This is a genomic window from Peribacillus sp. TH14 (assembly GCF_016651145.1).
Classification (GTDB): domain Bacteria; phylum Bacillota; class Bacilli; order Bacillales; family DSM-1321; genus Peribacillus; species Peribacillus butanolivorans.
Genome location: NZ_JAEKEK010000002.1, coordinates 135,084 through 156,669, shown reverse-complemented (window position 1 = coordinate 156,669; position 21,586 = coordinate 135,084). Strand labels below are relative to the sequence as shown.

The following is a 21,586-nucleotide window of genomic DNA, read 5'->3' as shown; positions in this document are numbered from 1 at the left end:
TCAAATAAGTGCAGGGGTTGTCCTCACATCGGTGTCCCGTTCTGAACAACCCTGGTTAATTTATCGTTTAGCTAACACATCTCTTTCATATTCTTTTACGTTTTTCAGCCAGCTTTCTTTCACCGGCACATTCATTTGCTCGCAGTAATAATCCCAAATTGCACCGAATGGATAGGTTTTAAATTCCTCCATTAAGGCCAATCGGTCTGTAAAATCCCCTTTTTCTTGCAGCACTTTCAAATGATCGTTCGGTACAAGCAAGGCATATAAGAGGGCTTTAATCATATTGCGTGTACCAATCGTCCAGGCTGCAACACGATTAATACTGGCATCAAAGAAATCAAGGCCAATGATTACGTCGTTTAGTGCATCATTGCGGACAATTTCTAGTGCAATTTCACGAAGCTCATCGTCTAAAATAATAACGTGATCACTGTCCCATCGAACGGGGCGCGAAACGTGAAGAGCTAGTTTATCAAAGTATAATAGCATCGAAGAAATTTTGTTCGATACGGTTTCAGTCGGATGATAATGGCCTGTATCCACTAAGCATAGCTTATTATTTTTAAGCGCGTAGCCTAGGTAGAATTCATGCGATCCTACTACATATGACTCGGAGCCGATACCGAATACTTTGCTTTCCACTGCATCCAAATTAAATGTTTCATCCACTTCTGCTGCAAAGATTCGATCAAGGGATTCTTTTAATCTCTTTCTCGGCGTCAAACGGTCGCTTGGAATATCTTTGTAGCCATCTGGAATCCATAAATTTGTCAAGCATGGAGTGCCTAGTTCACGGCCAAAGTACTCTCCAATTTTTCGGCTGGCGATGCAATGATCAATCCAGAATTTACGTATTTCTTCATCCGGATGAGAAAGTGTCAAGCCGTCTGCTGCTTTTTCATGGGAAAATAGTGTCGGGTTAAAATCTAGACCAAGTCCGTTTTCTTTTGCCCAATTCAACCAGTTTACGAAGTACTTTGGCTCAAGCTGATCGCGTTCGACTACTTCTCCATTTGTTTCAGCATAAATGGCATGCAAATTGACCCGGTGTTTCCCTGGAATAAGCGATAACGCTTTTTCAAGATCCATGCGTAGCTCTTCTGGTGTTGTGGCTTTGCCCGGATAATTGCCGGTCACATCAATTCCGCCCGATAATTCACTTTTGTTCACTTCAAATCCACCTATATCATCTCCCTGCCAACAATGAATTGAAATGGGCACATGTTTCAGTGTTTCCAGTGCCGCATCAACATCAATTCCCCAGTTTGCATACGCTTGTTTCGCTGCTTCGTACTGTTCTTTTATTGTCATATGTACCATCCTTTATAATGGATTAAATAGTTCCATCCATGATTCTTTACTACCTTTTCCTAATCATATGTTCTGCGATTTATCACGATAGGAAGTACATACTTAAGTAGTTTCCATCCGGTCCAACAAGACCGTTTTCTTCCGCAATGTATCAACCCAGGTGCAAGAATTATAGCCATTTTTTTCACCACGACTAGACCTTTTACGATTTCATTTAACAAATGATCAATCTTCCGGTAACAGACCCCGTCTTTTCAAATTGGATTGATCGATTTCACCTATGACTAGACCTCCACTCAAAGCACCAATAGCAGCCAAGAACTGTGCCATTCTTCACTCAAGACAGAAAACAGGCAAATTCTCTCGTGTTCCTGCAATGATAGGAGTACCTGCCAGTTTTATTTCCGTCATAACTCCGTCACTAAGTTTTGTATTTACCGATTAAAAGCTCCAGGTACACCGCCATCTACTGTGATCATGCAGCCTGTTGTTTTGTCTGCTTTTGATGAAGCGAAAAACGCGATGGACTCCGCAATGTCTGCCGGGAAAATATTCACAAGCAATGTCGTGCGTTTTTTGTAGTGATCTTCAAGCTGGTCCAACTCTATTCCGTACGCAGTGGCACGCTCTTGACGCCAATCCGATCCCCAAATGGAAGATCCCTGTAATACGGCGTCTGGCAAAACAGAGTTAACACGGATGCCGAACTCCCCGCCTTCTACTGCAATACATCGCGCTAGATGTGTTTCAAGTGCTTTTACTGAACTATAAGCGGAAGCATTTTTGCCAGCGTAAACAGAGTTTTTCGATCCAACAAATACCATACTTCCTCCTGTTCCCTGTTGTTTCATTTGCTTAAAAGCTTCCCGTGCCACAAGGAAATAGCCTGTGCCTAGTACATTCATGTTTAGGTTCCATTCTTTTAAGGATGTTTTATCAAATGGGCTGGATGTGGCAAGGCCCGCATTGTTGACGATAATATCAATTCCGCCAAATGTAAGAGCTGATTTCGCAAAGGCAGCCTGTACCTGTTCTTCACTGGTTACATCCATTTTAAAAGCTGCAGCGCGTGTTTCCCCATATTCTTTATTTATTTCATCCGCGACTTTTTCCGCACCTTCAACATTTAAATCAGCAAGAACTACATGGGCACCTTCGGAAACTAAACGTCGTGCTGCTGCGCTGCCGATACCACCCGCACCACCTGTAATGAAGGCTACTTTGCGTGAGAACTCCGCTTCTGCCGGCGAAAGAGACAATTTATAAAGCTCGAGTGGCCAGTACTCAACGTTATATGACTCATTTTCACTGAGTGAAACGAACTCACCAAGTGCTGTTGCCCCTTTCATAACCGCAATCGCGCGGTGGTAAAGTGCTCCACTCACGTTTGCCATCGATATGTTTTTGCCTGTGTTGACCATTCCGACACCTGGAATCAAAATAACGCGCGGTGCTGCCTCAAACATCACATCGCCGTCGTTTTTGTTGCGATCGAAGTATTGTTTATATTCTTTTTTATATTGATGAACACTCGTTTTAACTTTTTCAATCAAGGATTCTGTCGATTCATTTCGAGGATCCCAGTTAATGTAAAGTGGCTTCATTTTTGTATGTACAAGGTGATCCGGGCAAGCTGCACCGACTTGTGATAATGTTGCCGCATTTTTGCTGTTCAAAAATTTTAGTACATCATCTGCATCGTCATATGTTAAAAGCATTTTTTTCCCCTCGCTCACAGCACCACGGATAACCGGCATAACCGAAGCGAGTACCTTTTTACGCTCTTCTTCAAATAAAGAGTTATACGCCTGTCCACCGAATGCATCTTCTTCGTGCTGGCGGAGGTTAATAAACTCTTCTGCTTCCGTAATGATCGAAATTGTTTTTTCATAGGCTTCATTCGATGTTTCACCCCAAGTAACTAACCCGTGTTTTTCCATTAAAACAAGCTCGGCCTGGGGGTTATTTTTAACTCCTTCTGAGATCATTTTAGACAGAGTGAAACCAGGGCGCTCATATGGTACCCAGACAAAACGGTCACCGTAAATTTCTTTGGCGAATTCTTTTCCATTGTTTGCACAGCAAAGGCTTATAATCGCATCTGGATGCGTATGGTCAACATGTTTAAACGGAAGGAAGGCATGAAGTAATGTTTCAATCGACATACGTGGATGCTTACCGTCGATCATGCAGTGTGACAAATATTCAACCATATCTGCATCAGGCATTTCATCGCGCTCGATTAACGGGCGAATATCCGCTAGATTCAAACCTGTGAAATTGCCTACTTTTATTGTCGCAAGGTCGGAACCGCTTCCTTTTACCCACATGACTTCAATGTCACGGCCGCGGAAATCTTTTTCCGTTGTTTTCATTGATGTATTGCCGCCGCCCCAGTTGCAGACGGTTCGATCCGTACCGATTAAATTAGAGCGATAAACCAGTTCCTCTACCCCTGATGTTACTTTTGACGCTTCTTTTTCATTCCATAAACTTTTAACCATTTTGTTTCGCCTCCGTTTATCTTTATTTATATTTGTTTTATTATATAACACTTTTGTTTTCTTTTGAATATTTTTTAATTATTACTAATTTTTTATTTAACAGGCACAAGGTTTATCCTGACAGACCGTAGATGTATTTGCCTTATTAAACCATCAATCATTAAATCAGTAATATAATAATTATGTAAAATACAGGATTGGTTCATCGCTTTCAATCCCAAGCAGCGACCACGTACCCCCCTTAGGGATACCAGATAATCATTCATAAGAACGTTCTATTATAGAACTGTTTATCCATGTAAATGTTGAGTTAACAATTAAGGGCAACTACACGTTAAAAGACGGATGGTGTTATTTAGCTTCGGTATTGGACCTTCATTATAAGAAAATAGTAGGATATTCATTTTCTCGTTCATTGACTACTGAACTGGTCATAAAAGCTTTTATAACGTACACTTATCGCAAAAGCCCTCGTACTTCATACCGATCTTGGCTCACAATATAGAAGCAGTGAGTTTACTCGACATATCCAAAACTCTAAACTATGTACAAGACATTTAAAGAACGTTTACTTGTTTGCGAACTTATATGGCTCCATTCAAGTTTACAAGGAACATGAAAAACGCCTACCCAATGGATAGACGCTTATGATATATATTCAACAAAAGACGGAATGCGTAGCAAACCATTCTTTGTATAATTTCTGAATTTCACCTTACATTTAATCTTTGGATCAAGGTATATGAATTTCTTGTTTTCATCAACAATTAAATCTTGATACTGGTTATAGAAAAGCTTCCTTGCTGCAGGCGTGACAAACACCATTATACCAGCTGCCTTTATTCGGTCATTTTCTTCAATCCCTAACAGCAATCCAAATTCATCTTTTCGCATACCAGTTATGACTGCATCTGTGTATTGATAATTAATAACCTTTTGCCAATCATGAGATCGTTTATTAATTAGATACTGTGAATTTGCTTTCTTCTGGACGATTCCTTCAAGCCCTTGTTGTTTCACTAAATCAAAATAAGCCTGGCTATTTCCATACATCCAACGAACCTTACAAATCAAATTAGTATCTTCCACAATTTCATCAAGTAGCTCTTTTCTCTCATTTAGAGGTAAATGAGTTACCTTTTCACCAGTATGATAAATTACGTCAAATACGCAATATTGTATTGCTTGTTCTGATTTCTTGGATTGAAATCTTTCCATCATTGCTTCAAAATCGGGCTTACCCTGTTGATCAGTCACGATTATTTCACCATCAAGGATAGTTCCATCCGGAATATCCAACTGGAGCAGTTCGGGCAATTTCGTTGTGACCTCATTATTGTGGCGAGTATACAATTTAATCTGATCATCAAACTTAGAAAGAATTAAACGTATCCCATCAAGCTTCAGCTCGGTTATAAAATCATCATCCTCAAAGGGTTGCTCTGTTTTGTGCAAAAGCATTGGAGAAATAAACAAAGTTATCACCTCAAGATAATTGTAGCACTAATATTACAATATTCTCTGAGGTAGATAATGTAAAAGCTAAAGAAAACCTCACTGAGACGTATCAGTACTATGCCTAACATCTACCTATTCCGCACCCGTGTAAAAAAACACCCTCGAAAGGATGCTTTAGCAATTCATTATTTTAAACAAGTAGATGTTTCAGTATTAGTCATATCTTCACTTTATTACATCTACAGCTACAAGATCCTCAAACTTCACCCTAATAACATGCCCCTTATCTTTCTCCACCTCTAAATGAATCAGCTTTGTCAACGGATCTAATCTGTGAATTATTCCCGTATATTCCCAATCAAAACCATCTTCAAAAACAGTAAACTTTACAGTTGAACTAAACTCCATAGCAGTGTGTATCTTGTTCTCAAACTCCTCTAACTGGTATTCATCTAATATTGGCTTTACTTGACGATAATAATCCTTATTTAAGTCTTTAAGCAGTTTAACGTGTTCGGGCAGAAACATCGACGATTGCCACTTTATGTTTCCACGATCTTTAAGCGTCATAAGAACATCTCCATTCATCCTATAACTCATATTATAGAACATAAGTTCTCATTTATGTATAAAAAAAGAAGAGAAAAATTTCCCTTCTTCAAAGTACTCCAGAATTATTATGTTTTAAGACAACAATTCACTGACTTAATAATTGCAACTACTGATAAAACAATTAGAAAGTAACCTATTAAAAATTATAAGGGACAACGAATTCTTTTTTCCAATACCTTCTGGAAGGATTACCGAGGAACATTGAACTGGTGTCGTCTAATCTACTTATTATATGACTTTATTGTCACTTTACAATTTAACCTATAATTAGTATTATACGAATATTACCATTGAATTACATTTAAAAGTCAATCCTTGTTGGCTGAAAACTCCCGGATAAAGATGGACTTTTAAGGTATTATTTAATTCTTATAAAATATCATCAGGGATTAAAATGATCGTGGTAATCCTAAAACATGTTGGCCAACATAACTCAATACAAGATTATTAGTAACTGGGGCCACAATAAACAATCGTGCTTCACGAAACTTCCTTTCAATATTATATTCAGTAGCAAAACCGTAGCCACCATATGTAGTCATAGCAGCATTAGCAGCCTTCCAAGTAGCTTCTGTTGCCAAATACTTCGACATATTAGCTTCTGCTCCACAGTTCTCACCTTTGTCGAACATTTCCGCTGCTTTATCTCTCATTAATTGAGCTGCTTGAATCTCCATATAAGACTGGGAAATTGGAAACTGAACTCCTTGATTTTGTCCGATTTGGCGGTCAAATACTACTCTCTCATTTGCGTATTGAACAGATTTATCAATGAAATATAATCCATCGCCAATGCTTTCAGCGGCAATAAGAATTCGTTCTGCATTCATTCCACTAAGTACATAACGAAATCCTTTTCCTTCTTCACCTATTAAATTTTCTTCTGGTATTTCTACATTCTCAAAGAATACTTCTGTTGTGTGATGGTTAATCATTGTGTCTATTGGCCGAATTGTAATATTATCTTTTTGGTCTTTCATATCAAGCAAGAATAAACTTAACCCATCGGTCTTTTTGGCAACCTGTTCCTTAGGTGTGGTTCTTGCTAAAAGTAACATCAAATCTGAATGTTCTGTACGTGAAATCCAAATTTTTTGTCCATTTACAATATATCGATTACCTTTCTTTACCGCTGTAGTCGTGATGCTTGTTGTATCACTTCCAGCTGTAGGTTCGGTAATTCCAAATGCTTGAAGGCGGAGTTCACCACTGGCGATTTTAGGGAGGAATCTTTGTTTTTGTTCTTGGTTCCCATGACGAAGTACTGCTCCCATTGTATACATTTGAGCATGCCCTGCACCTGCGTTTCCACCAGATCTGTTCACTTCTTCAAGAATTACGCTAGCTTCCTTCATTCCTAAACCTGCACCGCCATATTCTTCAGGAATAAGAACTGATAACCATCCCTCTTGTGTTAGGGTTTTAATGAATTCTTCTGGATACGCTTTCTTTTCATCTAATTCCTTCCAATATGTTTCAGGGAACTTCGCACAAAGGGATCGAACACTTTTCCGAATTATATCAAGGTCTGTTACTGTACTTGTAGTCATTTTAATTCCTCCTAGTCATCTATAAAATTTTCATTTTGAGAACGATTTCCGGTATTATTTACCTTGCCAAACTGGCTCTCTTTTGTCATTGAATGCCTGGATTCCTTCTAATCTATCTTCAGAATCTGCACATTTATAATAAGCTTGAAGTTCGATCTTTAAAGCGGTGGTTAAATCTACTTGAGAGCCAGCATTCACAGCCATTTTAATCTGTTGAAGAGAAATAGGAGCATTTTTCGCGATATTTTTTACAAATGAAAGCGCTTCCTCTAGATTGTTATCAGTACTGATTACTTTATTAATTAACCCTATCTTCTCAGCTTCTGAGGCAGATATTTGTTTACCACTAAATAGTAATTCTTTCGCTAAACCAGTAGGCACCAATCGTGTTAACAGCTGTGTGCCTCCTATCCCTGGCAAAATTCCAATCTTTACTTCTGGAAAACCTAACTTTACATTAGAGGCAGCAATTCTCATGTCACAACTTAACGCTATTTCAAAGCCGCCACCAAGTGCGTAACCATTGAGTAAAGCTAGCACTGGAAAGGGAAATTCACGAATTAATAATGTCACTTCCTCAAAAATATCATGTTGATTTTTCCAATCTTCTTTTGTCATTCCATTTCTTTCCTTTAGATCAGCCCCGACACAGAAAGCTTTTTCTCCTGAACCTGTTAGTAGTAAAACCCTGCAATCACTTTGTTTTTTCAGCATTTTCAAGCATTCAATCAGATCATAGCCCATTTGTGTATTTAGAGCATTCATAGAATCAGGCCGATCTAAAGCTATGATATATACACCTTGAAGACGATCACTTTTTTCTAAAATGATGGTTTCCCATTGTTTCATATCTTCCAGCTCCTTGTACTAACATTTTTTCGCAGTAATATTGTTTACTAAATCGCTGGAACAGGATATAGTCTGGAACTCTTTCCAGATTTGAGAATTTGTCCAGGCAGCTCATGATCTAATATGCTTCTTAACATCTTGGAAGCTTCCAATAAGTTATCTAAGGAAATATCTGTTTTCAACTGCATCTCTTCTAACATATGAACTACATCTTCTGTGCAAATATTTCCTGTTGCTCCTGGTGCAAACGGACAACCTCCCAGGCCACCCAGTGATGCATCGAAACTACTAATACCCGCCTGGATCCCTCCTAATACGTTTGCCAAACCCATTCCTCTTGTGTTATGAAAATGTAAATTAAAAGGTTGGTTTGGCCATTTTTCCAACACATTTTTAGAAAGATCATAGACCTGTTTTGGGTTTGCCATACCCGTTGTATCTGCTAAAGTAATTACATTCACTCCAGCTTGGATCACGCTCTCGATAATTGAAAAGATGACTTCTTCGTGAATGTCCCCTTCAAATGGGCAACCGAATGTAGTAGCTATAGAACAATCAAGCAATATCTCCTTCTCTTCACAATATTCCTTTATTCTTAAAAATTCTTCTAATGATTGTCTTTTAGTTTTTCTTACATTTTGAAGATTATGAGTATTGCTAGCCGAAAGAACTGTATTCACCCGTTGAACTCCTACTTCTGCTGCAAGAATTACCCCTTTTAAATTAGGAATTAGCGCAATAAAGTCAACATCTTGATGCTTTTCAGATATCAATTCATATAGTTCTCTGGAATTTTTCATTTGAGGTACAAGCTTTGGATGAACAAATGAACCAAATTCAATAGTCTTAACATTTGCATCAATAAGAGCATCTACTAATTTGATTTTTTGTTCGACCGATAATATCCGATCTTCTAATTGAAGCCCATCTCTCAAACCCACTTCATTTATTTGAATACTACCTTGTAGTTTCAACAGCGTATCACTCCTTTTTATTATTTTATATAATAATAGGATACTGGATCCAATTTAATTTGTCTACATATTCAAAATATTTTAACAATTTATTTTGAGTTTTAATTTAACTACTGTGATTTCCCTTTTTCAATCTCTTTTATTTACTGAGTTTAAGCTGTATTTGTATTACCTCACTTGCAATTAACATCTTTTTACTTATTAAGTGCGCAAAAAAACCTTATCTTTTGATAAGGTTTAGTCAAGAGAATAAAGGTATACTGTCTTTGAGTTCTATTTTACCTTTTCTTTCTATTCTCCTGCATATTTTTAACCAGTAAATTACCGGTTCGTTTAATATGATTCGACACAAGAACTCCTGCATGTTCTGCGTCATTTCTTTTGATTGCTTCTAAAATCTCTTCATGTTCTTTATTTGATTGATCTATTTGCCCTGACAGCATGGTAGGTGTTTGTTGGGGAAATCCATTCCATAGCTTTTCAATCACACCAATCAATCTTTTCCAGTTACAGTGCTTCATTAAAATAGAATGAAATTCTATATTTGCTTTTACAAAGTCTTCTTCCTCATCATTGTTTTTCATTTGCATAGTCAACTTTTCCAATTCGATAATCTCTTCTTCACTTAGCTTATTTGCACTTATACTTACAGCTAACCCTTCAAGCCTTGACCTCATTTCATATATTTCTTCTACATCTTCCACATCCATGGATTTCACGATTGCGCCTTTGTGAGGTTCAAGTTGAATTAATCCCTCTGCTTCTAGCAATCGTAAAGCTTCTCGTACAGGCATTCTACTTACTCCTAAAGAATTAGCTAGCTCTTCTTGAACTAATCTTTCCCCGGGCTCAAAATTACCATTTAATATCTCTTGTCGTATTACATTCGTTACTTTTAAATGAAGAGTATCACGATCTTCCAATTTTAAATTCAAGTTTTTCTTCAATTATATCAATCCATTCTCGGTGAAATTATCTTATATTTAGAATATCATTACCCTTAGTAATTAACGATAAAAATTTTCATTATCTTACAAAGTATACGGTAAAAAACCTACCATAAACAAAGGGATGATAGGTTTTATCAGTTTACTTTAATTCTGTAAAACATCTGTCTTTTTACTTTGTTGAAGTGTTTCTGTGTCAATTCCAAATTCTTTTAAAACTGATTCTGTATGTTCTCCTACTTCCGGTATAGGATTCATAATTACATCTAAATCTTCAAACGTTACGGGTGGCAATAATGCTTTTAAAGTTCCAACCGGTGAATGAACCTCCCTCCAACGATTTCGTTCCCTTAACTGAGGATGGTTAACCAGATCATTTACAGTATTTAGACGTGCATTTGCAATTTTTGCTTTCTCAAGAAGATCAATAACTTGATCTGCATTTAATTTATGGAAAGCAGAATCAATAATCGGTTTCAGAATATCCCTGTTAGAAACACGCTTCGAATTACTAATGAATTGACTATCGATGGCCAAATCAGGACTTTCTAAAACTTTTTCGCAGAAATAAGCCCACTCTCTTTCATTTTGTATTCCCATAAAAACAAGCTTGTTATCTCCTGTTTTAAAAGGACCATACGGATAAATAGTAGCATGGCTTGAACCAGTCCGTTTTGGATCTGTCCCCCCATATTCAGAATAATAAATCGGATAACCCATCCATTCTGCAAGAGCCTCAAGCATAGACACTTCAATGACTGTACCCTTATCTGTTTTATGACGGGCAAGAAGCGCCGTTAAAATACCGGTATACGCATACATGCCTGCAGCTATATCCGCGATCGATATTCCAGATTTTGAGGGATTGTCTTCGGTTCCCGTAATTGAAACTAAACCTGCCTCACATTGAATGAGTAAGTCATAGGCTTTTTTGTCCCGATAAGATCCATTCGATCCATATCCTGATATTCCACAAATAATGAGTTGAGGGTATTTTTCCTTGAGGATAGATGGGCTGAAACCAAGTCTATCAACTGCACCTGGTGCTAAATTTTGCACAAAAACATCAGCTTCTGACAGAATTTTATCCAATATGATGGTTGATTCTTCTTGTTTTAAATCAAGACACACGGATTCCTTGGAACGGTTTAACCAAACGAAATGGCTGGACATGCCGTGAACAGTCGTATCATAGTTTCGAGCAAAATCTCCTGTATTTGGCCTTTCAATTTTAATAACACGCGCTCCTAAATCCGCTAATTGTCTGGTAGCAAAGGGGGCGGCTACTGCCTGCTCTAAGCTTACTACAGTTATTCCTTCTAACGGCAACATAGAAATCCTCCTTATGTTTTAATATAAGAAACCTAAGTATCTTCCTAGTTAATACGAAACTCTTCAGCGCTTTGTTTATACCAATCATTACCGTATGAATCATTTATGACGATAACCGGAAAATCTTCTATTACCATTTTACGAATGGCTTCGGTTCCTAAGTCTTCATAGGCGATTACTTCTACTTCTTTTATCGTACGCGCTAATAAGGCCCCAGAACCTCCTATAGCACCCAAATAAAGTGCCTGGTTACTTCTTATCGAATCAATCACATCCTGGCTTCGATATCCTTTACCAATCATCCCTTTTAAGCCTAGTTCCAACAGTGCTGGTGTATACTTATCCATCCTGCCGCTTGTTGTCGGTCCTGCAGAGCCTATGATTTGTCCTGTCTTGGCTGGAGTTGGACCGACATAATAAATGACTTCTCCATCTATATTAATAGGAAGCTCTTCACCCTTTTCCAGGGATTCTGCCATTCGTTTGTGTGCTGCATCCCTTGCTGCGTAAACAGTTCCGCTTATTAACAACCGGTCTCCCGCTTTTAATGATTGAACGGTTTCTGTATCAAAGGGAACAGTTACTCTTTTAACAGTCAAAATAAACACCTCATTTAAAGAGTGATTTCTTTATGTCGGCTTGCATGGCAGTTTAAGTTAATGGCTACTGGTAATGCGGCGATGTGGCAAGGAGCAATTTCAATCTTCACATCAAGTGCCGTTGTACTCCCCCCCATCCCTTGAGGACCGATACCCAGTTTGTTGATTTCCTCCATTAACTCCGCTTCGAGTACCGCTATTTCTTCAAGATGGCTTCGTACCCCGATTGGCCTGAACAAAGACTTTTTAGCCAAATAGGCGCATTTTTCAAAGTTCCCGCCGATTCCTACTCCTACTACAAGTGGGGGACACGCGTTGGGCCCTGCTGTTCGCACGGTTTCAAGGATAAAATTCTTTATTCCTTGAAGACCGTCCGAGGGCTTTAACATTTTAAGCGTGCTCATGTTTTCGCTTCCTCCACCTTTAGCTGACATGTGGATGATTAACTGATCTCCTGGTACAATTTCAACATGAATGATGGAAGGGGTATTATACCCAAGGCTTTTTTTTCGTGTAATTGGATGATCAACAATTGAGTGTCTTAAATAGCCTTCCTCATACCCTTTTTTGACTCCTTCATTGATTGCTTCATTTAAATTGCCTCCATCAATATGGCAATCTTGTCCTAATTCCACAATAAAAACAGAAACTCCTGTATCCTGGCACATCGGAACTCGTTCTGTCGTTGCAATATTCGCATTCTCTATCAATTGGCCAAGAATATCTTTTCCTATTTCTGATGCTTCGTTTTTCATAGCAGTTTTAAATGCATGTACTACATCTTGTCCAAGGTCATAATTTGCTTCCTGGCAAATGACCGAAACCTTTTGAACAATATCTTTATAATGGATGGTTCTCAATCTATTAACCTCCCTTTAATCAATGGGTTGGCCTCATTACAAAAAAAGTTCCTAGCGCAGCAGCAATAACATCATTTTGTTCATCTAAAATCATACATTGTCCAACAACCGTACTTTTCCCCTGATGTAGAATAATGGGTTCTGCATAAAGTTTTCGGCCTTTTCCTTGCTTCATGTAATTGACCTTCAACTCAATGGTCAGAACTTTACTCTCGTCACCAACGTCAGAAATAATTTTATAACCAAGAGCGACATCAGCGAGAGTATATACGGCCCCACCTTGCGCTACTCCATATTTATTAGCATTTTGCATACCAAGATCCATCGAAATCCTATCTATTTCTGTTAGATTTATTCCCAGAAATCTTCCTAAGTAATGTAAACCCCCTCTTTCTGGACATTTCATCGTATGAATCATATGCTGTATATGTTTTAGCTCTTTCAAGGTACAATTCTCTAAACGCGCATTGATTTCTTGTTTTAATTTTTGTCCATCCATGATTTAAATGCCTCTTTGTATTATTTTTTAGTTGTAGGCCTCTGATCATCTACATCAGTTCTATTTTCACATCATACCTTCTTTGACATGGTTTAATAGATTTTAAATAAAGTGGTTCATAACTAAATTGCGGTACAGTGATGTATGCTTAGCAATAGTTACTTTCAACCAAATTTCATCAATGTTCTTCATAGTGTTCCGGAAATTTCCACTTAAATTGACCGTCTTATTATCCACCAACCCAGTAACTCGATTCCAATGGAACCGCCATTTCTTGATCATTAATGCTGGTGCAATTTCTCTTGCCCCCATGGTTCATCCCCCATTTTTTTTTCAAAAAAATCACTAACGACTTGGAATGTCTCCAGGTTCATAATCCGCTCAATATACATCTTGGTTTCATTTACATCGTATTCACTGGTAAGCTGTTCAAATTTTGCAATCAAATCTTGAGATGTAACAGCATTTTCAGGGTCCCCTTTGGGATAATTTGTTTGTTTGCTAAGGATTTTTCCGTTCGTTAATTCAATCTCTACCACAGCTCCCCATTTCTCGGGATAGGCCCTATTTACTTCTGGATCTACTGATACAGCTATTAGTGACATCGTTTTACGAATCGTTTCATCCCATAATGTATCTTCGTTATAATCATATAAACTGGCTGATTCGTTAATTAATCCCAGTGCTACGCAAAATTGAAGACTAAATTTGGCTGCATACACGGATTGAGGATCTGAATTATCCGTAATATCTAATGCGACTTGATAGGTTTTAACATTTATTTTAGAGACTTGGCTTAATTGAATTGGGTTTTCTTTCACTAGAGCAATAATCATATCTATGGCAGGATGGGTATGCCGACAAGATGCATGAATTTTAAAGGAATTTTCAATAATTTTATAGCTCTTTCCCAGCCACTGAGTAATTTTCGATTCATCATATTCATCGGACATTGCTTTGAAGAATCCCCGTTTTCCTTCAAGAATTTTACTTGCTGATGTAAATCCTTTTTCTGCTAAAAGGGCAGAAATTAATCCATTTGAAGCGGCCTTTGCTGGATGAAGTTGTTTAGACATCGCCCCGTCCTCAATAAACTCCCATAAACCAGCCGCTTGTGTGCCTGCGCTTCCAAGAGCTGATGCAATTTGAGCCTCATTCAACCCCAATAGCTTAGCCGCAGCAGCTGCCGCACCAAAGGTTCCGCAAGTGGCTGTATTATGCCAGTAGTAATAATGAGAAGGTGAAACAGCCTCTCCAATTCTGAAACAGATTTCATAACCTACTACCACTGCTTCAATTAATTCCTTTCCGCTACAATTTTTTGCTTCTGCTATACTTAACGCGGCCGGTATCACGACAGTGCCAGCATGTAAAATAGAACCCTTATGAACGTCATCAAGTTCAACAATATGGCTTGCTGCCCCGTTTAGAAGCGCAGCGTTTACAGCCGAGGTTTTAATGCCTGTAATCGTTGTTGATTGAGGGTTTCCTCCAGTTTCCTCGACGAACTGGTTAATCATTTGAATAGGGGCCTTATCTTTTCCCGCAAGTGCAGTCCCGAGCCAATCGAGAATACAAAGCTTCGTAAATTCAATCACTTCATCTGGGATATTTTCATACTTTGTTTCAGAAATAAAACGTGCAAGTGTCTGGCTATGTGTCATTAAGAAACCCTCATTTCTCCTAAAATTTTTTAGTATATAAGTAGAAGTAAGTAAGAAATCTTCTTTGGATATTGGATCCAATTATTTTTATAAAAAAACAGTCACTTTAATGCTGTTTAAAACAGTATTCATTTATAGGATACAGGATCCAAAAAAAGAAGTCTATATATTTTAATAAATTTGAATATTTAAATTATATAACGGATCTCTTTATGTGTACATTGAAATTCCGCTCTTCTAATTCTTTCAAATGTGAAAGTTTTATAGTAACTATTTATAATAATCCCACCCAGTTCCACCAAGTAACAGCAGTTACGAGTGTTATGATGCTCATCCAAATTGTTAATTTTACTCCTGGAATAAAAAACTCCTTTTGTTGAATTCTCCCCGAACTATGGACAATTATATTTGGAGTAGCTTCAACAACCAAAATATATCCGTGCAAGCATGCTAGTGAGGCTGTCAAACAAATAAGAACAGCATCTGCTCCGGCTTGAGTCGCTAACCCTATAAAAATTGGGATCAAAGTTACTACTGCCGTAGAGACGTTTGCTACGGCAATGTGTAGTATTTGAGTAAGAACTAAGATGGTAATCACCGCCAATACAGGAGAACGCAGGAGGTCAATAATCCACTCTGTACTTAAACTTTTACCGACAAGAGCAGCAGCTCCGGATTTATTAAAGGCATAACCAAGTGATAACGTTACCCCCATTAAGAGAACCGTATCAAAATTAATTTTGATTATATGATCCCACTTTGTACACCCAATACCTGGAAGTGTCATTAATACGACCCCTATAAGCGCTGGGACACTAGGATGTAGACCATGCCAGGGCTCTGTAAACCAAAGTGCCACAATTAATAGTAATATACCAATACATCTTTTTTCCTCGTTGTTTACTTTACCAAGGTCAGCAAGTTTATTTTCTATTTCCTTTTTTACATGGGGAAAGTTTTTTTCTTCATCTGTTAATGGGAAACTTTTCAATAATACATACCAAGCTATAGGAATAAGGGCAATCCATATAGGAAACGTGTAAAAAAACCATTGAAGATAGGTAATCTTTATTTCGAGAAATTCTTTTAATAACTCAACGGTCAATATATTTCCAATAGCTGCTGTCATGACAGCTGTTCCACTAATAGTGGAACCGAACGCGACCCCCAGCAAGATCAGTTTTGTAAGGTTACCTTTTCCTCGTTCTCCAATCGTATCAAGTGACATTAATGCAACAGGAAGGAGCAAAGCGGTTCTAACAGCGGCAGCTGGTATAAAAAACGATTGAATTTGCGGTATGACTAGAATACTTGCTAATAGGCCCTTAGCTGTACCACCCCATTTTGCCAAAAATATATAGGCAATTCTTTCGGCAAGAGGAGTATCATTGACAGCCCTTGCCAACATCATTCCACCGATAATAAGAAAAATAGCGGGGGAGGCAAAGCCACTGTAAACCACTTCTGTAGAAACCACACCGAACACGAGCATAAAAACCAGTAAGATTAGTGCTGTTAACCCAATTGGTATAGGTTCAAACGTCCAATAAAATACACTAAGTGCAAGAAAGGCTAACATGATTCTTGCTGACTCTGTATACTCCTGCGGAAGAATAACGTAGACAACAATCATAATAATCAGACCTAAAGTGAGAATAAGCACTCTAGGAATTTTAATAGACAAAGACTGTGACGGTTTCGCCGAAATTTTCATTTTTGGTGAATTCATATCCTCTCACCTCTCCTTCCTTTCAAAATTTGAGCTTTCGGATTTAACTTTTACCTAACGATACATAGAAAAAGAAAGGATATGTATACCCATATCCCCTTCACGTATTCGAAAAAATAAACTATTTAACTAATCCTTTTTCCTTTGCAATTTTCGTATAATCTTTTGTTTCTTCTTTTACTGATTTGGTAAAATCAGCAGCATTTGCATAATTAGGGCGAACATTAATGCTATCTAATTTTTTGAGAAATTTAGGGTCTTTTATCATTTTGTTAATTGTAGATTCCCACTTTTTCACTACATAATCAGGAGTTCCAGAAGGTGCGGTTACGCCGTACCATAACGTAACATCTATATTATTAACACCTTGTTCTTTCATGGTAGGAACATCAGGGAAGAACGGGCTTCTCTCAGGTGCTTCAATACCTAATATTTTCAACTTGCCTGCTTTCGTTAAATTGGATACCTCACTTACCCCTTGTACGGCAAGTGTAATATGTCCACCTGCCACCTTTGGAAGTGCGTCACCTGAACCATTGGTCGCAACAAGACTATCTTTTGAGAAATCAGCACCAATACTATCCATCCACTGGATCGTACCGAAAGTCCCGATAGCCGTGGGACCATTGCTAGCAAATGTAAACTTATCTGGATTTTTCTTTACCCACTCATTTAAATCATTTATATTCTGGAAGGGAGAATCTGCACTTACAACATATGCAAGAGGGTCGCCTGTCATTTTGGCTAGAAACTTTTGGTCTTTCATACTAAAAGGTAAATGTGTATTACCTGCGTAAAGTGCTGATACAGCGGAAACACTCTGAACCAATACGGTATGTCCGTCTTTAGAACCTTGCTTAAGAACCTCTTGAGTACCTGTTGCACCGCCAGCACCTGGTTTATTTATGACCACCACTGACTTACCCCACTCTTCACTTAAATATTCACTCATTGCTCTGGCAGAAAGGTCAGTCCCACCGCCGGCTGCAAATGGTACGATTACTTCAATTTGTTTTGTCGGATATTCAGACACCTTTTTTTGATCGCCTGAAGCCGCATTTGAAGTACAGCCTGATAAAGCGATACTCAATGCCATCACACCAGAAAGCAAACCAAATAATTCTTTTTTCTTCATGATAATTCCCCCTAATAGTTTATAGTAGAAAAAATTAATTGTTTATTCAGAAATATCAAGATCTGTACCCACCACTTCTTTAACTCGTGTTTTCGTGCGTTTTATTAAAATGATAGAAATAACAAACAACACCAGAGAAGCCAAGAGAATAGTCAATGAAATTGGACGGACTATAAAAATGGAGAACTCTCCTTTTGACATAGATAATGATTGAACAAAGGATTGTTCTAACATTGGCCCGAGGATAAAGCATAAAATGAGCGGAACTACAGGCCAACGATATTTGTGTAAAAAATATCCTAGCACACCAAATATCAATGCAACGAATACATCGAATAGATTGTTTCGAACCGTGTAGGCACCAATAAAGCTAAGAATCAGAATAATAGGTGCAATCACCCCGTATGGAATTTGAGTCAACTTCGCCCACAAACCAACCAATGGCAAGTTTAACGCTAATAACATGATGTTTCCAATAAACATACTGGCAATAACGGTCCAAACAAAACTACCGCTTTGCTCAAACAGGACTGGTCCAGGCTGAAGACCATAAATCATTAGGCCAGCGAGAAGAATTGCCAAAGGCGGCGAACTCGGAATCCCGAGTGCAAACAATGGAATAAAACCAGCGGAACTTGTTGCGTTGTTTGCTGCTTCTGGTGCTGCAACTCCTTCAATTGCCCCTTTACCAAACTTTTCAGGATTTTTGGACATCTTCTTTTCAATGTCATAGGATAAAAACGTTGTAACTGCAGTTGAGCAACCAGGTAAAATTCCCATTATAAATCCTATGAACCCACCACGGATCATCGCTTTGGAACTCTTCCGTAAATCTGATTTGCTTGGATATACACTTCCAATCTTACCTACAGAAATTGCTGTTTGTTTTTCTTCCATTCCCTTTATAACTTCTGTAATAGCAAACAACCCTATAATAATGCTGATCATGTCAAATCCTGCAGAAAGAGCATCAATACCAAAATCAAATCGAGGTTGTCCTCCTGTAGGACCCATTCCCACCATCGATAGCATATAACCGAAGAGGCCCATAATTAACCCCTTAATTATTGAATTACCTGCCAAATTAATAATGACAGTTAGAGCTAATATCATCAGGGCGAAGTATTCCGGAGGACCAAATTTCAGCGCTTGATTAGCAAGGATCGGAGCAAAAAATACGAGACCAATTACCCCTAAAACTCCTGCAACAAAAGATGATATCGCTGCGATGCCAAGCGCCGGCCCTCCCCTTCCCTGTTTAGCAAGCGGGTAACCATCTAGACAGGTGGGAACAGATGAAACCTCTCCTGGAATATTAAGCAAAATTGCTGTTGTAGAACCACCATACATGGCACCATAGTAAATGCCAGCCAACATAATGATCCCTTCAACAGGGCCAAGTACAGTTGTTAACGGCAACAAAATTGCAATTGCGGATGTAGGTCCGAGTCCTGGTAACATGCCAACTAATGTTCCTACCAAAACACCTATTACAGCCATCATTAGGTTAATTGGCGTTAAAGCTTCTGTAAAACCGGATATAAGCATACCCACTGCATCCATATCATCACCTCTACTTTATTAAATATTAAAAATTCCAGTTGGGAACGGCATACCGAGCCAAAAAATAAATAGTAAATAAAGAACCAATGTTAACAAAATTCCAAAAATAAGAGATTTGATTATGCTGTAGTTGCCAATAACTTTAAATAAACCTGTGGATACTAACAAGGTAGTAATGGTATAACCTAAAATACCAAGTAAAAACCAATAGATGAATAACAAACATAGTGTGAGAAGCATTCTTCTCATTGTTTTACTGTTGGGGTATTCAGTCTTAAAAATTTCACCCTTAACAATGAAAATTAATAAACCGAACAAGATCATTAACCCGCCTATAACCCCCGGCATCGTATGGTCTCCTATTAACGGACCCGTCCGCATTGGGTACAAACGCACAGCTTCCGATAGCGCGATTCCACCAACAATAATACATATAATTCCTCCGATACGGTCGGCCAGCATATTTCTTGCTAACATACTTTCCCTCCCTTTATCAAACATTTAATATATTGTCCTTTTAATTTGTCTAATTGGATTCTGTATCCAATAATAACGCAAACTAAATTATTACTATTTTGTTTATTTGATATTCACTTATAATTCTTCTAATGAAATGAATGCGCTTTCAAAATTCATTCAAAATAAGCATTTTTTAAACTTTTCTATCAACTCCTTTATATAAAAGAACATTGATATTTTTATAAGCTTGCATATTTCAAAATTGTCTTTGCTTTTTTATAAACAGGATAGTCCACAAATTTTCTTCCAATTGAAATGGATGCACTCCCTTTTTGTTCAGCCAGTTCAAAAGCCTTCACAATATACATTGCCTCTTCAACCTCTTTCTGGCTTGGTGTAAGAACATCATGAATGGGCTCCAATTGTTTTGGATGAATAGCTAATTTTGACCTAAATCCTAGCTTCCTTGATCTCAATGTTTCACTATTCAATCCTTGCTCATTCCCAAGGTCTGGATAAGCTGAGTCCACCGGACTCCCAACACCTGCCGCCTTTGAAGCATTTACGATCTGTGACCTAGCATACAGTAGTTCATCTCCCTGATCTGTTAACTGACAATCTATATCGAGGGAATAATCAAGAGAACCAAAGACTAGGCGTGAAATAAGGTAATGTGAAGTTGCAATATCATAAGCAAATTGTACCCCTCTTGCCGTTTCAATTAGAGGCAGAACCTCGAAATGTTTGCTTTTTTTATTTTTCTTATCGAAGTGTTCAAGTGCTGCATTGCAAATTATCTTCATGTTACCAGCACTTTCCGCCTTTGGTACAATTATTCCTTTTGAACCAGCATCTACAGCGGCCTCTAAATCTTCCCTCCATAGCGGGGTGGTAATCTCATTGATCCTTATATAAACATCCTTTTGAGAACGGCTGTTTTGCAGAGCAACTACTGCCATTTCCCTTGCTGTCTTCTTTTCATTAATAGCCACTGCATCTTCTAAATCAAGAATGACACAATCAGCTTCACTGCCAAGAGCTTTCTCAATCATTCTTGAATTGGCAGGAACGAACAAATAGGACCGTTTTATATTCAACTATAAGCCTCCTTTTAGGATATTGGATCCAATAAATTATAATAAGAAATGACCTGCCATCCACTTTTTTTAAGGATCAGGCTAACTATCAATATTTTTATGTAGATTAGATCCAATTTTCTCTTTCTAATTTATAATATACAAGAATTTTATCCATAAATAAACAAAAATTTCAAAATATTTAAATTATTTTCAAAAACTTTATATATTCTTAAAGAAAGTGAAAACACTCTTTTGATAACCAGTTTCAAATGCCCACATTAGCAGGTTTTTGAAAAGTTGGTATAAGTGAATAAACGTTCTTGAAAACATTTTAAAAAGATAAACCTGACAAATTTTTTGTTGTAAATTAAAGTCATATATAAAATTGTTCATGGATTATTAAAAAATTAGGAGAGAAATTGATATGAGGAATGGTGGGTTCGATTCAAAAGGTAGTAA

19 protein-coding genes and 1 pseudogene are annotated in these 21,586 nt (G+C 37.8%); 1 reads left to right on the top strand and 19 read right to left on the bottom strand.

Annotated features, from left to right (window positions below; translation table 11 throughout):
• Nucleotides 1-60: 60 nt before the first annotated feature.
• Both rhaA and JFU50_RS28680 read right to left on the bottom strand, forming a co-directional pair.
• Nucleotides 61-1,314, bottom strand: a complete 1,254-nt coding sequence (gene rhaA / locus JFU50_RS28685; RefSeq protein WP_201225331.1) for an L-rhamnose isomerase — start codon at nt 1,312-1,314, stop codon at nt 61-63.
• 434 nt (nt 1,315-1,748) lie between these two features.
• The gene (locus tag JFU50_RS28680) at nt 1,749-3,818 is read right to left on the bottom strand and encodes a bifunctional aldolase/short-chain dehydrogenase (protein ID WP_201225329.1); all 2,070 of its coding nucleotides are present in this window, start codon (nt 3,816-3,818) and stop codon (nt 1,749-1,751) included.
• Between the two features lie 328 nt (nt 3,819-4,146).
• On the opposite strand from JFU50_RS28680, the pseudogene JFU50_RS31210 reads away from it, so the two are divergent.
• Nucleotides 4,147-4,363: pseudogene (locus JFU50_RS31210) on the top strand (IS3-like element ISBce13 family transposase); the annotation flags it as partial.
• A gap of 100 nt (nt 4,364-4,463) precedes the next feature.
• On the opposite strand, the gene JFU50_RS28675 reads toward JFU50_RS31210, so the two are convergent.
• The 17 genes from JFU50_RS28675 to JFU50_RS28595 all read right to left on the bottom strand — a co-directional run bounded on the left by JFU50_RS28675 (nt 4,464) and on the right by JFU50_RS28595 (nt 21,145).
• On the bottom strand, nt 4,464-5,294 hold the full coding sequence (locus JFU50_RS28675) for an ATP-dependent DNA ligase (RefSeq protein ID WP_201225327.1): 831 nt from the start codon (nt 5,292-5,294) through the stop codon (nt 4,464-4,466).
• Nucleotides 5,295-5,501: 207 nt separating this feature from the next.
• A complete protein-coding gene (locus JFU50_RS28670) occupies nt 5,502-5,864 on the bottom strand; it encodes a YolD-like family protein (protein ID WP_207198907.1) in 363 nt (120 codons plus the stop codon).
• 413 nt (nt 5,865-6,277) lie between these two features.
• Nucleotides 6,278-7,438 carry an acyl-CoA dehydrogenase family protein gene (locus JFU50_RS28665; protein ID WP_201225323.1) on the bottom strand — a complete coding sequence of 387 codons (1,161 nt, stop codon included), beginning with the start codon at nt 7,436-7,438 and terminating at the stop codon, nt 6,278-6,280.
• Between the two features lie 54 nt (nt 7,439-7,492).
• Entirely contained in the window at nt 7,493-8,287 is a 795-nt protein-coding gene (locus JFU50_RS28660; RefSeq protein ID WP_201225321.1) for an enoyl-CoA hydratase/isomerase family protein, read from the bottom strand.
• Nucleotides 8,288-8,334: 47 nt separating this feature from the next.
• Nucleotides 8,335-9,261, bottom strand: coding sequence for a hydroxymethylglutaryl-CoA lyase (locus tag JFU50_RS28655; protein WP_201225318.1), 927 nt, complete (start codon nt 9,259-9,261; stop codon nt 8,335-8,337).
• Between the two features lie 278 nt (nt 9,262-9,539).
• Nucleotides 9,540-10,196 (bottom strand): GntR family transcriptional regulator, encoded by a 657-nt coding sequence (locus tag JFU50_RS28650; protein WP_242489169.1) that lies wholly within the window; start codon nt 10,194-10,196, stop codon nt 9,540-9,542.
• A 159-nt stretch (nt 10,197-10,355) separates the two neighbouring features.
• Nucleotides 10,356-11,540, bottom strand: coding sequence for a CaiB/BaiF CoA transferase family protein (locus tag JFU50_RS28645; RefSeq protein ID WP_201225314.1), 1,185 nt, complete (start codon nt 11,538-11,540; stop codon nt 10,356-10,358).
• 44 nt (nt 11,541-11,584) lie between these two features.
• The gene (locus tag JFU50_RS28640) at nt 11,585-12,148 is read right to left on the bottom strand and encodes a Fe-S-containing hydro-lyase (protein WP_446728197.1); all 564 of its coding nucleotides are present in this window, start codon (nt 12,146-12,148) and stop codon (nt 11,585-11,587) included.
• A gap of 5 nt (nt 12,149-12,153) precedes the next feature.
• Entirely contained in the window at nt 12,154-12,999 is an 846-nt protein-coding gene (locus tag JFU50_RS28635) for a fumarate hydratase (protein WP_201225310.1), read from the bottom strand.
• A 19-nt stretch (nt 13,000-13,018) separates the two neighbouring features.
• Nucleotides 13,019-13,498: a PaaI family thioesterase gene (locus tag JFU50_RS28630; RefSeq protein ID WP_201225308.1), complete on the bottom strand. Its 480-nt coding sequence runs from the start codon at nt 13,496-13,498 to the stop codon at nt 13,019-13,021.
• Between the two features lie 102 nt (nt 13,499-13,600).
• On the bottom strand, nt 13,601-13,810 hold the full coding sequence (locus JFU50_RS28625; RefSeq protein WP_201225306.1) for a hypothetical protein: 210 nt from the start codon (nt 13,808-13,810) through the stop codon (nt 13,601-13,603).
• Nucleotides 13,780-15,162: an MmgE/PrpD family protein gene (locus JFU50_RS28620; RefSeq protein WP_201225304.1), complete on the bottom strand. Its 1,383-nt coding sequence runs from the start codon at nt 15,160-15,162 to the stop codon at nt 13,780-13,782. The genes JFU50_RS28625 and JFU50_RS28620 overlap by 31 nt, the downstream gene beginning before the upstream one ends.
• A 274-nt stretch (nt 15,163-15,436) precedes the next feature.
• A complete protein-coding gene (locus JFU50_RS28615) occupies nt 15,437-16,891 on the bottom strand; it encodes an SLC13 family permease (protein ID WP_201225302.1) in 1,455 nt (484 codons plus the stop codon).
• 121 nt (nt 16,892-17,012) lie between these two features.
• Nucleotides 17,013-18,026 carry a tripartite tricarboxylate transporter substrate binding protein gene (locus JFU50_RS28610; RefSeq protein ID WP_056520279.1) on the bottom strand — a complete coding sequence of 338 codons (1,014 nt, stop codon included), beginning with the start codon at nt 18,024-18,026 and terminating at the stop codon, nt 17,013-17,015.
• A gap of 42 nt (nt 18,027-18,068) precedes the next feature.
• Nucleotides 18,069-19,589: a tripartite tricarboxylate transporter permease gene (locus JFU50_RS28605; protein ID WP_201225300.1), complete on the bottom strand. Its 1,521-nt coding sequence runs from the start codon at nt 19,587-19,589 to the stop codon at nt 18,069-18,071.
• 18 nt (nt 19,590-19,607) lie between these two features.
• Entirely contained in the window at nt 19,608-20,066 is a 459-nt protein-coding gene (locus JFU50_RS28600; RefSeq protein ID WP_056520282.1) for a tripartite tricarboxylate transporter TctB family protein, read from the bottom strand.
• A gap of 221 nt (nt 20,067-20,287) precedes the next feature.
• Nucleotides 20,288-21,145: an HpcH/HpaI aldolase/citrate lyase family protein gene (locus JFU50_RS28595; protein ID WP_201225298.1), complete on the bottom strand. Its 858-nt coding sequence runs from the start codon at nt 21,143-21,145 to the stop codon at nt 20,288-20,290.
• Between the last annotated feature and the right edge of the window lie 441 nt (nt 21,146-21,586).